The following is a 13,931-nucleotide window of genomic DNA, read 5'->3' as shown; positions in this document are numbered from 1 at the left end:
CGGATGGTGATCCTGCCCCCCGCATCACCGGCCGACGAGAGACGATGCACTCATGGACCTGCCCGTGATGCCGCCCATCCTGCCGATGCTGGCCAAGCCCGTCAGCGAGATCCCGGCGCAGCAGTGCTACGAACCGAAGTGGGACGGATTCCGGGCGGTCATCTTCCGCGACGGCGACGAGGTGGAGATCGGCAGAAACCGTCCCACTTGGGACGGTTTCCGCTCGATCATCTTCCGCGACGGCGACGAGGTGGAGTTCGGCAGCCGCAACGAGAAGCCGATGACCCGGTACTTCCCCGAACTGGTCGAGGCCGTCAAGGCCGAGCTGCCACAACGGTGCGTGATCGACGGCGAGATCGTGGTCGCCACCGACGCCGGCCTGGACTTCGAGGCCTTGCAGCAGCGCATCCACCCCGCCGACTCGCGGGTGAGGTTGCTGAGCAAGCAGACCCCGGCTTCGTTCATCGCCTTCGACCTGCTCGCCCTCGATGATCAGGACTACACCGGCCGGCCCTTCACCGAGCGCCGAGCAGCGCTGGAGCAGGCACTGGCCGGCGCCGGCGCGCCGATCCACCTCACCCCGGTGACCGCCGACCTGGCGGTGGCTCAGCGCTGGTTCAGCGAGTTCGAGGGCGCCGGCCTGGACGGCGTCATCGCCAAGCCGCTGACCGGCGTCTACGAGCCTGACAAGCGGGTCATGTTCAAGATCAAGCACGAGCGGACCGCCGACTGCGTGGTGGCCGGTTACCGGGTGCACAAGAGCGGCCCGGACGCGATCGGCTCGCTGATGCTGGGCCTCTACAACGACGCGGGGGTGCTCAACTCCGTCGGCGTGATCGGCGCCTTTCCGATGGCCCGGCGACGCGAGCTGTTCGCAGAGCTGCAGCCGCTGGTCGCCGACTTCGACGAGCATCCGTGGAACTGGGCGGCCCACGAAGCCGGCGAGCGGACGCCCCGCAAGAACGAGCAGTCGCGCTGGAACGCCGGCAAGGACCTGTCGTTCACGCCGCTGCGCCCGGAGCGGGTGGTCGAGGTGCGCTATGACCACATGGAGGGCGAGCGGTTTCGCCACACCGCCCAGTTCATCCGTTGGCGGCCCGACCGGTCGCCGCAGTCGTGCACTTACGAACAACTCGAGCAGCCGCTGACGTTCAAGCTCAGCGACATCGTCAACGGACTGGGCGAGCCGACCGGCGGCTGAGGCGGCTCGGCCCGAACCGGCGCCGACCGCGCCTCGGCTAGCCTCAACGGGTGCCTGCCACCCGCCTTTTCACCCGCCTGTCCGTGCTGACCGCAGGCGTGGCGCTGCTGGCGACCGCGGCGTGCACCTCGACCGACCGGGCCGATCCGCCGGCCAGCAGCGCGACGTCGGCGGCGAGCAGCTCTGCTTCGGCGGGCTCGTCACCGGCCGGCTCGTCATCGGCGCCGGCCGCTCGCATCGACTTCTCCGACTGCAGCGCGCAGTTCCGCGCCGCGATCAGCTCGGCCAAGGCCAAGACCATGCAGTTCTCCTGCGGCAAGCTGGCGGCGCCGCTGGACTACAGCCGGCCCCAGGACGAGACCGTCGACGTCTTCGTCGTCCGGGTGCGCAGTGAGAAGCAGACTCAGCGGACGGGTTCGCTGCTGGTCAATCCCGGGGGCCCTGGCGGCTCCGGGGTGAACTTGGCGGCCGGGCTGGTGAGCGCGCTCAGCGACTCGCTGCTCGAGCGCTTCGACGTGGTGGGCTTCGACCCGCGGGGCGTCGGGCTGTCAGAGCCCGTGCAGTGCATCAGCGACAAGCAGAAGGACCAACTGTCGGCCGCCAACCCCGACGTTCGGACCGCGGCCGGCCGGGCGCAGGCCCGGACCGCCTCCGCCGCGGTCGTCAAGTCCTGCGTCACCAAATACGGATCGGAGCTGGGGCACTTCAACACCGAAGAGACCGCCCGCGACATGGACCTGATCCGGCAAGCGGTCGGCGACGCCAAGCTCAACTACCTGGGTTACTCCTACGGCACCCGGCTGGGAGCGGCCTACGCCCACCAGTTCCCCACCCGGATTCGGACGGCGGTGCTCGACGGCGCGGTCGACCCGGTGGCCGATGAGCTGACCGTCAGCGAGCGCCAGACCAAGGCCTTCGAAGACGCCTTCGACCAGTTCGCCGCCGACTGCCTCAAGCGGCCGGACTGCGCGGACCTGGGCAATCCGCGCTCGGCCGTCAGGACGTTGATCGCCGCCGCCGACCGGGCGCCGATCCCGGGCAGCGGGCAGAGCGCGAGCAGGCGCGCCACCGGCGGGATCGTCACGATCGGCGTCGCCTCGGCGCTGTATGACCAGTCCCAGTGGAACGAGCTGGGGCAGGCGCTGAACGCGGCCCGGGACGGCGACGGCGCCGGGATCATCGCCCTGGCCGACCAGTACCTGGAACGTGATCCGGAGACCGGGCACTACTCCAACATCCTCGACGCCAACCTGGCCGTGAACTGCAACGACTCGACGCTGCAGATCACCGACGAGCTGGTCGGCTCGGTGGCGTCCAAGTGGATCTCGAAGTACCCGATCTTCGGGCCGAACGCCGCCGCCTCGCTGTACTCGTGCTACTCCTGGCCGCGTTCGGATCACCCGTTGCCGCCGGCGTCGGCGCCTGGCGCGCCACCGATCCTGGTGATCGGCACCCGGCACGACCCGGCCACCCCATACGCCGCGACCGGCGTGCTGGCCAAGGCGCTGGGCTCCGGGGTGGTGCTGACCTGGGAGGGCGAAGGCCACACGGCCTATCCCAAGACCGCCTGCGTCACCAGCAAGGTCGACAGCTACCTGATCACTGCCAGGCCACCGGCGTCCGGTGACAGCTGCCCCCGCGGCTGAGACGCAGAGACAGGCCTAGGTGGCACTTCTCTTCGCGCTGGTCGCTGCCGCCGCGTACGGGGTGGGCGACTTCGTCGGCGGCCTGGCGTCCCGCCGGGTTCCGGCTGTCACGGTGCTGCTGGTCAGTTATCCGATCGGCGCGGCGCTGATGGCTGCCCTGCTGCCGATGTACGGCGGGCCGGTGTCAGCGGGCACGCTGGCCTGGAGCCTGCTCGCCGGCGCGGCGGGCCTGCTCGGGCTAACGCTGCTCTACGCCGCGCTCGGGCAGGCTCCGATGAACGTGATCTCACCGCTGACCGCGGTGATGTCGGCGGTGGTCCCGATCGTGGGCGGGGTGGTGCAGGGCGAGCGGCCCCATCTGCTGGCCTGGGGCGGCATCGTGCTCGGCCTGGTCGCGGTCACCTTGATCTGCCGCCAGCCGGCCGACCACCCGCACGGGCCGATCGGCTGGAGACCGCTGGCGATGGCGGTGCTGGCCGGGGTCGGGTTCGGCGCCTACTTCCTCTGCGTGGCTCGCACCGACCCCGATTCCGGCATGTGGCCGGTGGTGCTGTCCCGGTTGACGGCGGGGCTGCTGCTGCTTCCGCTGGCCGCCGCCTTCGCGGGCTTCGTCCGGATGCCTCGGCCGGTGCTCGGCCTGGCGATGACGGCCGGGGTGGTCGACGCCGTGGCGAACCTGAGCTTCCTGCTGGCCAGCCGGCACGGCCTGCTGTCGCTGTCCGGTGTGATCAGCTCGCTGTATCCGGCCGCCACGGTGCTGCTGGCGGTGCTCATCCTCAAGGAGCGGCCCGGCGCCGCCCAACGGGTCGGGCTGGGCCTGGCCGCCGTCGCGGTCGTGCTGCTGACCCGCTAGCCCCGCCTGCGCACATGGTCGGGCCGATGGCTCCGACCGGCGCGGCGCCAGCCTCACGACGCCCCGGGCCTCATGCCGCCCCGGTGCGCCTGTGCTCGGAATCAGCGGCATCCCCACGCGCGGCCCCCTACACTTGACACGAAATTGACATCGGGGTCACCAGCAAGGAGTCCTATGACCGAGGCCGGGCTCGCCTCAGCCACACCGGACCGCGACAGCGCCCGAGCCGGCAAGCAGTCCTCGGACTCCCACTCCCCCGTCCCCGAGGCGCTCGTGTCCGCCGAATCCGGCGCCGCCGACCAGCTCTCTGCCATCCTGCTGGGCCTCCCGGGCCTCTCCCACCCCCGGCCGGGGCAGGACGGCCGCGCGCTGCGACGTTCGAGCAACGGGGAGGACCGGCTGGGCGGCCAGGCGGTTCCCGATGACCTCAGCCAGGCGCTGCGGCGCCGTCGCGGCGCCGGTCAGGCGCTGCCTCCCGCAGTGGCCGCCGACTTCGGCGGCCAGCTCGGCATCGACCTGGGGGCCGTCCGCATCCACACCGACGCCGAGGCCGACCGGCTGTCGCGCTCGATCGACGCCACGGCGTTCACCGCCGGTTCAGATGTCTACTTCAGCGCGGGCGCGTACTCCCCGGGCAGCCCGACCGGCCAGCACACGCTGGCGCACGAGCTCGCTCACGTCGCCCAGCAGCACACTGAGGTCCCGGGCGGGCCGGTGATCGGCCGCGCCGACGATCCGGCCGAGGCGCACGCCGACCGGGTCGCCAGCCAGGTGGTGTCGGCGCTGCGCCGACAGGCCCGGCCCGCGCCGTCGGTGGCGCACGCCGAGTGCCTGGCCCCGCTGCCCGCACTGCGACGGCAGGCCGAGTCGGCGCGGCGGCAGGCCGAGTCGGCGCAGGCGCCGGTCGCCGGCTCCGACGCCCCGATTCGACGGCTCTTCGCCTACGAGCAGAGCACGTACAAACCTGCCGACCCCCGTCTTCAGGCGCTGATCGAGCGGCTGCCCACGGTGTGCGCCGTGCCGAAGGAGGTGCTGTCGGACTACCAGGAAGCCTCCGAGCTGGAGGCCGAGTTCGACCTGGTGGCCTGGCTGGGCGAGCGCGGCGTCACGCCGCTGGACTCCGAGCAGAGCCTGGCGGAGGCGGTAGGCCAGACGCTGGCCATGATCGGCTTCGAGCAGGGCGTCGCGAAGCTACAGGGGCTGGCCACGGGGCTGTTCGAGAGCGCTGGCAAGCCGGTCGTCGATGTGCCGGGCGCGCCCGCGCTCAAGCACGGCGGCGCCTGGCTCAGCAGGGACGAGCTGCTCAAGCGGATGCGGGCCAAGTTCCCGGGCTTCGCCGAGGACCCGCTGGACCTGGCGGCGTGGCGGGCCATCCCGCTGGGCACGGAGTTCAAGCAGGACTTCGAGATCTGGAACATGATCGGTCAGATCCGCCGGGCCCAGGCCACCGAACTGGCCGTCACATCCGCCGCGGCCAAGTCGGCCACGGTGGTCGAGAAGTCGGTCGACACCCTGGCGCAGCAGCCTGGCGGCACACCGGTCGCGGTCACCTCGCTGGCAGGCTCGCTGCCGCAGTCCGAGCAGTACGAGGACGAGATCGGCAAGCTGGCCGCCCGCCACCGGCTGAGCCTCGGGGTGGCCGAGGCGATGAGCGAACGGGTGCTCGCCTTCATCAGGGAGTACTCCGCCAGGCGCAGCTCACCCGACCTGTTCGTCCAGATCGGCACTGCCAGCCTCGCCACGGCAGGGGCGGTCGGCGTCAAGGCCGCCACCGTCGAAGCCGCGCTGCGCGAGGGCACCCTGCACGAGCGGCTCACCCACGTGCTCAACTTCGGCAACGTGCTGGCCAACCTGCTGATCGAGCAGGCCAGCGCGGCAGAGGCCCGGCAAGCCGCTCAGGCGGCGCGCTTCGACGCGCACCAGCTGCGGCTGCTGATCGAGGTGGGAACCACCGGCATGCCCAGCAGGGAGCAGCAGGCCCTCAGGGAGCTGAAGGACTCGATCGTCAAGCCCCTCGTCGGCGGCCCGTCCGCGGTCAACGAGCGCAGCGAGTCCGATGTCGGCATCCCGTTCAGCGACAGGGAACGCGAGCACTGGGGCACTGACATCCCGCAGTTCGAGATGGGTTCGAAGAAGGTCGCCGTCGACCCCGATCACCCGTGGGTGAAGGAGAAGCAGGAGCAGGGCTTCCCGGTGCGGTCCGGGCCGTCGACTCACACCTTCGAGCTGTTCGAGATGACCGAGCTGCTCGGCCTGCGCCCGCAGCTCAGCCTGGAGGAGGTCATGCTCGCAGCCACGGGCTACCTGCTGCCGATCTCGGCGCACAGCCTGATCGAGATCCAGCACGTCGCCGAGCAGTTCGGGATGGCGCCGGTCACCAGCCCCGAGCTGTACGGCCGGCTGATGCTGGCGCTTCGATCCGGCGCGACCAGCGCCGAGCAGACCCGCAAGGACCTGGCCACAGTGCTGGCCGCCGGACCGATCGCCGAGGAGGAGCAGCTGGCGGCGGCGCATCACTACCTGCTCTCGCACGGCTACTCCTTCGTCGGTTACCACGGCACCGACGGTGACGCCGCCACCAGCATCAAGGCGACCGGTTTCCTCGACACCGGCACCCGCAAGGCCGATGACCCGTGGCGCGGCGTCTACGTGGCGCCGGACGTGGCGACGGCTTCGGGTTACCTGAAGAAGGACGAGTCGCTGGAGAAGAAGGACAAGAAGCCGCCGGAGCTGCTGCGGGTCTACGCGCCCACCAGCGTCGTCAGCGGCTGCATCCAGGCGCGGCTGCCGCTGGAGGACAGCAAGGTCCAGCGCGAGATCGGCCGCCGGCTCACATCCGGCTCGATGGCTCCCCCGCACGGCGATCACTTGTTGCTGGGCCGCGAGCACGCCGAGCACGAGGGCGAGCGCGAGGCCAACTCGCTGGAGGCGGTGCTCAGCTGGAGCGCGGCCCTGCAATGCGTGGCGATTCCCTCGTTGCACAAGGAGAAGACGCCTTCGGCGCCGGAGCTGGGCCTGCCGCAGCAGGTGCGGATTCCGGAGCAGCTCAGCTTCGAGGACCAGAACTCCAGCGGCGGCCTGGACTTGCGCTCCGACGCCGACAGGACCGATCCGCGCGGCTGGCAGCCGAGCGAGAAGTACCTTGAGAGCAAGGGTGATTGGGATCTGGAGTCCTACGCCGGCAGCTCCGCCGAGCACACCAGGACCGGGCCGAACGCTCGCGAGACCGAGATCCTGCGCGCGCTGGGCGTGCGGGTCGCGCCTGGCATGAGCTGGGCGAAGGTCGCCGAGCAGACCCTGCAGAAGCAGGCCAACGCCTCGACCCTGCTGGAGCTGCTTCCGGAGCTGGCGGAGGTGCCGTTGGACTCGCCGCTGTGGACCGACTTCGTGTACCGCTTCGCCTCCGCCGAGCAACCGTCGGCGATCGAGCCCGGCCTCTACCTGTCCGGCTGGAAGAGCGCGATGGACCTGCAGTGGCAGCAGGAGAACGTCGGCGCCGTCCTGAACTGCTGCCAGTACGTGTTTCCGCAGGCGCCCGGTGTGAGCTACGAGCGGGTCAACGTGGTCGGTTACAACAACGGCCTGTTCGAGTGGGCCAGCCAGAAGATCGCCGCGGCCAGCAAGGGCGGAATCCTGGTGCACTGCGTGGAGGGCAAGAACCGCAGCGCCACGGTGCTCGCGGCGTACCTGATGAAGGCGCACCGGTGGAACGCGACCCGCGCCGCTCGCGAGGTTGTCGCCCAGCGGCCGTGGGCCGATCCGGACCTGTCGGCGCTGATCCCCTGGGAGCGGCGCCTAGCCGACCTGGGCTTGGTGATGCCGCCGCCCGAGCGCCGGACCGGCAAGGGGCCGGCGACCGGACTCGCCTCCGAGCCCGGTTCGGGCAAGGCTGAAGCGCTGAATGGCGAGTCATCGCCCTCTGCCGACGTCGACTGGCCGGGCCAGCGCGAGGCCATGCTGGAAAGCCTGCGCACCCAAGCGGCCCAGACCGACTTCGAGTCGGTCGGAGCCACCGTCGGCCTGGACAGGTACCTGACGCTGCACAACAGTCCGGGCACGGCTGACAACTGCCTGATCTACTCGATCGCGCACGCGCTACGCCTGGTCAAGTCCGAGGAGGAGATCGCCGAGATCGGCGTCAACGTGCGGCACCGGCGGATCGGTGTCGAGCGCGACGGGTTCCTCAACGCGGCCGCCATCCCCTACCTGCTCGATCAGCTGGGCGCGGCAGGCACCAGGGTGATCCTGCTCGACACGACCGGCCGGGTCAGCTCGCCGCAGGTCCTGGGCGCCGACACCTACTCCGCCGAGGTCGTCAACGCCAGGGGCGCTGACACCGTCGTCGTCGTCAACGTGCACAACGTGCACTTCGGCTACGGCCTGCTGCGGGGGACGTGGGCGCCCAAGGTCGTCGGCGGCGACGCCGTCGAGGGCAACCAGTGGATCCAGTTCGAACAGCGCTGAGCCGGCGCGGTCGGGCGGCGGCGCTGTGAGCGCTAGCCGCCCGGTGACGGCGTGAGCGGCGCGGCCCGTGGATGGCGCAGGCCCTCGATGTCCCAGCCGGCCCGGTGGGCGCCTGCCAGATAGGCGCTCTCCAGGAACTCCAGGACGGCGGCCCGGGGATCGGCGCTGGCGCGGGCGTCGTCGTAGCGCAGCAGGGCAAGGTGCGAGCTGCCTCTGCGGACCCAGCTGGCCTGGGCCGGGCTCAGCGGCTCCTCGGCCAGCCCGGCCGGTTCCGGGGCGGTGTAGCTGTAAAACGCCGGTTCGGCGAACTCGTCGTCGCCGAACCAGAACCCGGCGCTGATCACCTCGTGCGAGTACGCCTCCCGGGTGACCGGGTCGACGCCGTCGGGCAGATCGGCGATCCGGTCGGAGAACCGGGTGACCGCGATGTCCATGGTGTGCCAGAAGTGATGCACCGGACTGGTCTTGGCATAGCTGCGACCGGCGAACTCCTCCAGCACCAGCGACACCTGCCCCAGGATCTGCCAGTACCGGTTAGCGTGCTCGGCGATGTAGGTGTCGTGGTGGAAGTCCTCGGCGAAGGGGGTGCTGTCGGCCAGGTCGAAGGGCGCGGGCTGGGCGATCTGCACGTCGTAGCCGACCGAGGCGAGCGTGTCGAGCAACTGCCGGTAGAACTCGGCCACCGACAGGTTCGTCAGGCCGAACGACACGCGCTGCCCGGTGCTGCACTCGACGCGCAGCAGGTGCTCGACGAAGTCGAAGTCGATCGTGAAGAAGGTGTCCGTGCCCATCGGCCGAGACGTGAGCCCGCGGGCAGTCAGGTGAAAGGGGACGTTCCACCAATGATTGCGCAGCGGGCTCTGCTCCAGGCGCACCTTGCCGGCGATCTGCAGGAAGCGATGTAGCGTCTGCTTGGTGTCCTGCCACTCGGCCAGCGGCATCGGCGGGAACAACATGGTCGCTCACTTCCTGCTCGTCGCCAGCACTGCGTGAAACGCTACTCGCGCCAAGTGCTCGACTGCCGGCAAAGGCGGGGCTGAGTCCTAGCGTGACTGTCTTCCCGCTGGCCAACCGGCACAGCCTGGCACTGGTGGACACCAGTGCCCTTCCACGGGTCGGCTGAGCATCGTCGTAGCGTGATCTGCTGCTGCTGTCCCGCAGCCCGCACGGTTGACGACGCCCGTCCACAGCCCTGCGGTATTCCAGCCACCCGTAGCTGGATCCCGGTACGGTTCGCACACACGACTGGACTGGCAGTAGGCGGGAGAGGTGAGTGCTCGAAAGCTTTCAAGCTTTCTTCGCGACCCTCCTCGCATTACTGCCAGGAGCGGTTTACGTGTTCACCTACGAACGCCAGGTCGGATCCTTCGGCGTCAACTTCACTGACCGCATCATTCGGTTTCTATCAGCTAGTGCTGTGTTTCACGCCGTCTTTGCTTTCGCCGAGTACCGAGCTTATGTAGACCTTTTTCGCAGTGGCAAATTAGGCAGGGGTGAACTCAGCGGCTGGCAGGTCGAGATGCTCGCCCTGACCTACCTTCTCGTGCCGGCCCTGGCAGGTTTCCTCCTGGGACAAGCGTGGCGGAGTCGACCGAAGTGGCTAGCATGGGCACTCGGTGGCGCGCAGCCTCCTCGAGCTTGGGATGACCTTTTCGCGCGTGGACCTGAGGGCTTTATTCGGGCCAGGCTCAAGTCAGGCCAATGGATTGCCGGCTACTTCGGCACAGCACCGGACGGGCGTAAGTCTTACGCGGCGGGGTTCCCTCACGACCAAGATCTACTGATAACTCGCAGGGTCGACATCGATCCTGAATCAGGCGACTACGTGACAGCGGCCGACGGCAGCGCGCAGACCCTCGACGGCTGGCTCCTTGTACGCTGGGAAGAGTTGGAAATACTCGAATTCACGGAGGTGAGCGCCGATGACACGTGAGCAGAGTCCAGACAGCGAACTCACCCACGACGGGTATCCCACCTCGGGTCGGCCGCGTACTACGTTGCCACCCCCGCCAACCGCGCCGGCGCCGGCGAAGCCTCCGCCTCCCACAGATGAGGCCTCCCATGGTTGACCGCAGAGTCCCGGGCAGCGGATACGCAAGCGGCGGTGAGGTCCGGAGCGCGCTACCACCTCCCCCGCGCACACCAGCACCTGGTGAGCCGACGAAGACGTCTGAATCATCACGTAGGCACTCTGCAGGCACGCACCATGACCAGAAGCCCGCCCAAGTGGCAAGATCGGCCCGAACTGGCAGATCTGTCGCAAAAGCCGCTGGCACTGCAAGGACAAGCGCTGCTTCCTCTTTGAGGCAAGCCAGGACTAGCCGAGACGCGCGTAAGAAGTAGAAAGCTCAGATCACTCAGGCGCCCAACGGGCGGCGTCGTAGAGCAGGTCGAGCACCGCGTCCTCGGTGACCGCGGAGAAGTCGCGGTAGTGGGCACCGACGGCTCGGAAGGGGTCAGGCGTGCAGACGCAACTGACGGCGTCGGCCTCGGGAAAGTCCTGGATCGCCGCCAGGGGCGCCACCGGCACGGCGAGGACGACCCTGGCGGCGCCCAGCTGGCGGGCTGTCAGGCAGGCGGCGCGAGCGGTGGCGCCGGTCGCCATCCCGTCGTCGACGAGCAGGGCGGTCCGACCGGTCAGCTCCAGACGCGCTCGCGCCTGCCTGAGCCGGACGACCTGAGCCTCCAGCGCGGCCCGCTCGCGTCGCTCCACCAGCGCGAAGTCGGCAGCCCCGACGCCGGCGTCGGCGAGCACCTCGAGATTGACCACCCGCGCGCCGTCCTCACCCACCGCGCCCATCGCCAGCTCCGGCTGGCGCGGAACGCCGAGCTTGCGCACGACCAGGACGTCCAGCGGGGCGGCCAGTGCCCTGGCCACCTCGAAGGCCACCGGCACGCCGCCTCGGGGCAGCCCGAGGACCACCACGTCCCGCGAGCGCAGGAACTCCAGCTGACCGGCCAACCGCCGGCCGGCCTCGACCCGATCAGCGAAGACGATCACTCCTCGCCTCCCGTGCGGCCTAGTGCTTCTTGGCCCGGCTGGGCTGCACCCGCATCGGCTCGCCCTCCATCTTGGGGAAGTTCGGCGGGTACGGCGCGTCGCCCTCGCCGAGCTCGTGCTCGTCGCGCTCTGACCAGTCCAGCAGCTCGGAGATGTCGAAGGGCGCGTCGTCGATGCCGGCATGCAGGTCGCCCAGCTCGGCGAACCGGGCGGGCATGGTGGCCATCGTGTAGTCCTGCATCCGGACCCCGGCCAACTCGTCCCAGCTGATCGGCGCCGACACCAGGCCGGTGCTGGCCCGGATCGAGTACGCCGAGGCGATGGTGCGGTCCCGGGCGTTCTGGTTGTAGTCGATGAAGATCTGCTCGCCGCGCTCCTCCTTCCACCACTTGGTGGTCACCAGCTCCGGCACCCGGCGCTCGACCTCGCGGGCGAAGGCCAGCGCCGCCCGGCGGACCTGGGTGAAGCCGTGCTCGGGATGGATCCGCAGGTAGATGTGCAGGCCCTTGGAGCCCGAGGTCTTGGGCCAGCCGACCGCGCCCAGCTCGTCCAGCAGCTCGCGCACCAAGCCGGCGACCTCGACGGCGTCGGCGAAGTCGGTTCCAGGTTGGGGGTCCAGGTCGATGCGCAGCTCGTCCGGGCGCTCGGTGTCGGCCCGGCGCGAGTGCCACGGGTGGAACTCGACGCTGGACATCTGCACCGCCCAGATCACGCTGGCCAGCTCGGTGACGCACAACTCGTCGGCGGTGCGCCCAGACGGAAAGCGCACCTGCACGGTCTCGACCCAGTCCGGGGCCCCCTTGGGCAGCCGCTTCTGATAGATCCGCTCGCCGCCGGTGCCGTCGGGGAAGCGGTGCAGCATGCAGGGCCGCTCACGCAACGCCCGGACGATGCCGTCGCCGACCGCGATGTAGTACTCGGCCAGGTCCAGCTTGGTGGCGCCGGTCGCCGGAAAGTAGACCCGGTCCGGGTTGGTGATCTTGACGGTCCGGTCTCCGACCTGGAGCTCGGTGAACGGCGATGCCATATCCGAACGGTAGGCGATATCCGGTGGTGAGTGTCGGACCCTGACGCTATTTTCCATCCGTGACGACATCGCAACCCGCCGGCTTCGACCCGCTGGCCGAGATCGCTGAGCACAGCGCCGGGCTGGCCCGGGCCGCCGAGACGGACCTGAACGCGCCGATCGAGCACTGCCCCGGCTGGACGATGGCCGACCTGGTCTGGCACGTGACCGAGGTGCACTGGTTCTGGGCCAAGATCGTGGCCGAGCTGCCGTCGGCGCCGCCGCAGGACGAGCAGGGGCCGCAGCGGCCCGAGCCCGACCAGCTGATCAGCCGGTTCTCAGCCGGTGCCGCGCACCTGGTGCGGGTGCTGGGCACCGCGGACCCGGCCGCCGCGTGTTGGACCTGGGCCACCGCCCAGCAGAACGCCGGCTTCGTCCTCAGGCACCAGGTGCAAGAAGCGGCGGTGCACCACTGGGACGCCGAGCACGCGCTCGGTCGCCAGATCACCCTGGGGACGGCGATGTCGGTCGACGCGATCGATGAGTTCCTGACCTTCTCGCTGTCCACCGTGCGGGGCTATCACCCTGAGACGCCGCTGCCGGACCTGGACGGCTCGCTGGTGCTGGCGGCCAGCGACGCCGGCGTCGACTGGACTCTCACCGATGACAGCCTGCCCGGCACGGTGACCTTCAGCGCCGGAGCAGCCGACCCCGGGCTGCCCCGGATCACCGGCGCCGCCTCGGACCTGCTGCTGTGGCTCTACGGCCGGGCGCCGCTGCCGGTCTCACCCGGCGCGTCTGGCGACCAGTCGGCCGCCGAGCGGCTGGTGACACGGTTCCGGGCGTTGGCCTTCACCGACTGACCCCCGCGCCTGACGCCGCGACCAGAAACAAGGCATGCTGTGCAGGTGGATGAAGAGCTGCGGCGCCCCCCGGTCACCGGGCGGCACATCGTCTATCTAGACCCCAAGCTGGACCGGGCGGTCAGCCCGTACTCGCCTGAGGGCGAGATCCAGATGATGGGCGACTTCGCCTCCGGCCTGAGCCGCCGCGGGGCCGTCTCACGCCCGATGGCGATCCTGCTGGTGCTGCTGATCCTTGCGCCGATCGTGCTCAGCGTGCTCGCCATCCTGACCGGCTTGTGAGCCCTCGGGGCGTCTGCGCTGCGTACTGTTGAAGGCATGACCACCGACCAGAACGCCCCCCGGGTCAGCAAGACCGACGAGCAGTGGCGAGCAGAGCTGTCCCCGGCCGAGTACGCGGTGTTGCGCAAGGCTGGCACCGAGCGGCCCTACACCGGCGAGTACACCGACAATCATCGAACCGGCGTTTACTCCTGCCGGGCCTGCGGCGCCGAGCTGTTCCGGTCCGATCAAAAATTCGACTCACACTGCGGCTGGCCGAGCTTCTTCTCGCCACTAGCCGGCTCAGCGATCGTCGAACGGGTCGACAACGCCCTCGGCATGCGCCGGGTGGAGGTGCTGTGCGCCAACTGCCACAGCCACCTCGGGCACGTCTTCGAGGGCGAGGGTTACGACACCCCGACCGACCTGCGGTACTGCATCAACTCGATCAGCATGCGGTTCACCGACGCCGGCTGAGCCGCTGATGGCCCAGGCCTAGGTGTGATGCCCAGGGACGTTGTCCCGTCTGAGCTGACGTCGGCCTGTCGTTGAGACGAGGGAAGGCCTCCGGTTGTGAAGTGGAGCTGTCTAGGAACCGCTTCACTGACCGGAGGCCTTCGTGTCCCACGCTAACGC

Annotated in this window: 12 protein-coding genes; 8 read left to right on the top strand and 4 right to left on the bottom strand. The window is 69.7% G+C overall.

Going from position 1 to position 13,931, the window contains the following annotated elements:
- The first annotated feature begins 52 nt into the window (after positions 1-52).
- The gene (locus tag VGB75_03025; protein HEY0165992.1) at positions 53-1,201 is read left to right on the top strand and encodes an ATP-dependent DNA ligase; all 1,149 of its coding nucleotides are present in this window, start codon (positions 53-55) and stop codon (positions 1,199-1,201) included.
- 43 nt (positions 1,202-1,244) lie between these two features.
- Here the strand turns inward: VGB75_03025 and VGB75_03020 are convergent, their stop codons facing one another.
- The gene (locus VGB75_03020; GenBank protein ID HEY0165991.1) at positions 1,245-1,502 is read right to left on the bottom strand and encodes a hypothetical protein; all 258 of its coding nucleotides are present in this window, start codon (positions 1,500-1,502) and stop codon (positions 1,245-1,247) included.
- On the opposite strand from VGB75_03020, the gene VGB75_03015 reads away from it, so the two are divergent.
- From VGB75_03015 to VGB75_03005, 3 genes are all read left to right on the top strand, one after another.
- Positions 1,501-2,847 (top strand): alpha/beta hydrolase, encoded by a 1,347-nt coding sequence (locus tag VGB75_03015; protein HEY0165990.1) that lies wholly within the window; start codon positions 1,501-1,503, stop codon positions 2,845-2,847. The genes VGB75_03020 and VGB75_03015 overlap by 2 nt on opposite strands.
- 19 nt (positions 2,848-2,866) lie before the next feature.
- A complete protein-coding gene (locus VGB75_03010) occupies positions 2,867-3,700 on the top strand; it encodes a DMT family transporter (GenBank protein HEY0165989.1) in 834 nt (277 codons plus the stop codon).
- Between the two features lie 174 nt (positions 3,701-3,874).
- Positions 3,875-8,164 (top strand): DUF4157 domain-containing protein, encoded by a 4,290-nt coding sequence (locus tag VGB75_03005; GenBank protein ID HEY0165988.1) that lies wholly within the window; start codon positions 3,875-3,877, stop codon positions 8,162-8,164.
- 32 nt (positions 8,165-8,196) lie between these two features.
- Here VGB75_03005 and VGB75_03000 read toward each other — a convergent pair whose 3' ends face one another.
- Complete coding sequence (locus tag VGB75_03000) at positions 8,197-9,120, bottom strand: DUF5996 family protein (protein ID HEY0165987.1); 924 nt, start codon at positions 9,118-9,120, stop codon at positions 8,197-8,199.
- 317 nt (positions 9,121-9,437) lie between these two features.
- On the opposite strand from VGB75_03000, the gene VGB75_02995 reads away from it, so the two are divergent.
- On the top strand, positions 9,438-10,097 hold the full coding sequence (locus VGB75_02995) for a DUF6338 family protein (GenBank protein ID HEY0165986.1): 660 nt from the start codon (positions 9,438-9,440) through the stop codon (positions 10,095-10,097).
- A gap of 420 nt (positions 10,098-10,517) precedes the next feature.
- Here VGB75_02995 and VGB75_02990 read toward each other — a convergent pair whose 3' ends face one another.
- Positions 10,518-11,165 (bottom strand): phosphoribosyltransferase family protein, encoded by a 648-nt coding sequence (locus VGB75_02990; protein HEY0165985.1) that lies wholly within the window; start codon positions 11,163-11,165, stop codon positions 10,518-10,520.
- 19 nt (positions 11,166-11,184) lie between these two features.
- A complete protein-coding gene (gene ligD / locus VGB75_02985) occupies positions 11,185-12,192 on the bottom strand; it encodes a non-homologous end-joining DNA ligase (protein HEY0165984.1) in 1,008 nt (335 codons plus the stop codon).
- A gap of 59 nt (positions 12,193-12,251) precedes the next feature.
- Here ligD and VGB75_02980 point away from each other — a divergent pair, with 59 nt between their 5' ends.
- The 3 genes from VGB75_02980 to msrB are packed head-to-tail and all read left to right on the top strand — an operon-like array spanning position 12,252 to position 13,772.
- The gene (locus VGB75_02980) at positions 12,252-13,034 is read left to right on the top strand and encodes a maleylpyruvate isomerase family mycothiol-dependent enzyme (protein HEY0165983.1); all 783 of its coding nucleotides are present in this window, start codon (positions 12,252-12,254) and stop codon (positions 13,032-13,034) included.
- Positions 13,035-13,079: 45 nt separating this feature from the next.
- The gene (locus VGB75_02975) at positions 13,080-13,316 is read left to right on the top strand and encodes a hypothetical protein (GenBank protein HEY0165982.1); all 237 of its coding nucleotides are present in this window, start codon (positions 13,080-13,082) and stop codon (positions 13,314-13,316) included.
- 36 nt (positions 13,317-13,352) lie between these two features.
- Positions 13,353-13,772, top strand: coding sequence for a peptide-methionine (R)-S-oxide reductase MsrB (gene msrB, locus VGB75_02970; protein HEY0165981.1), 420 nt, complete (start codon positions 13,353-13,355; stop codon positions 13,770-13,772).
- The last annotated feature ends 159 nt before the right edge of the window (positions 13,773-13,931 follow it).

Origin of the sequence: Jatrophihabitans sp. (assembly GCA_036399055.1) — a bacterium.
Lineage (GTDB): Bacteria > Actinomycetota > Actinomycetes > Mycobacteriales > Jatrophihabitantaceae > Jatrophihabitans_A.
This window is presented reverse-complemented; position numbering and strand designations above follow the sequence as displayed.

What these genes read in the sequence shown, in the direction of transcription:
- VGB75_03020 (HEY0165991.1), bottom strand. Translation starts at nt 1,502, where the DNA reads ATGGTCTTGGCCTTGGCCGAGCTGATCGCGGCGCGGAACTGCGCGCTG.
- VGB75_03015 (HEY0165990.1), top strand. Translation starts at nt 1,501, where the DNA reads ATGCAGTTCTCCTGCGGCAAGCTGGCGGCGCCGCTGGACTACAGCCGG.
- VGB75_03025 (HEY0165992.1), top strand. Translation starts at nt 53, where the DNA reads ATGGACCTGCCCGTGATGCCGCCCATCCTGCCGATGCTGGCCAAGCCC.
- ligD (HEY0165984.1), bottom strand. Translation starts at nt 12,192, where the DNA reads ATGGCATCGCCGTTCACCGAGCTCCAGGTCGGAGACCGGACCGTCAAG.
- VGB75_03005 (HEY0165988.1), top strand. Translation starts at nt 3,875, where the DNA reads ATGACCGAGGCCGGGCTCGCCTCAGCCACACCGGACCGCGACAGCGCC.
- VGB75_03000 (HEY0165987.1), bottom strand. Translation starts at nt 9,120, where the DNA reads ATGTTGTTCCCGCCGATGCCGCTGGCCGAGTGGCAGGACACCAAGCAG.
- msrB (HEY0165981.1), top strand. Translation starts at nt 13,353, where the DNA reads ATGACCACCGACCAGAACGCCCCCCGGGTCAGCAAGACCGACGAGCAG.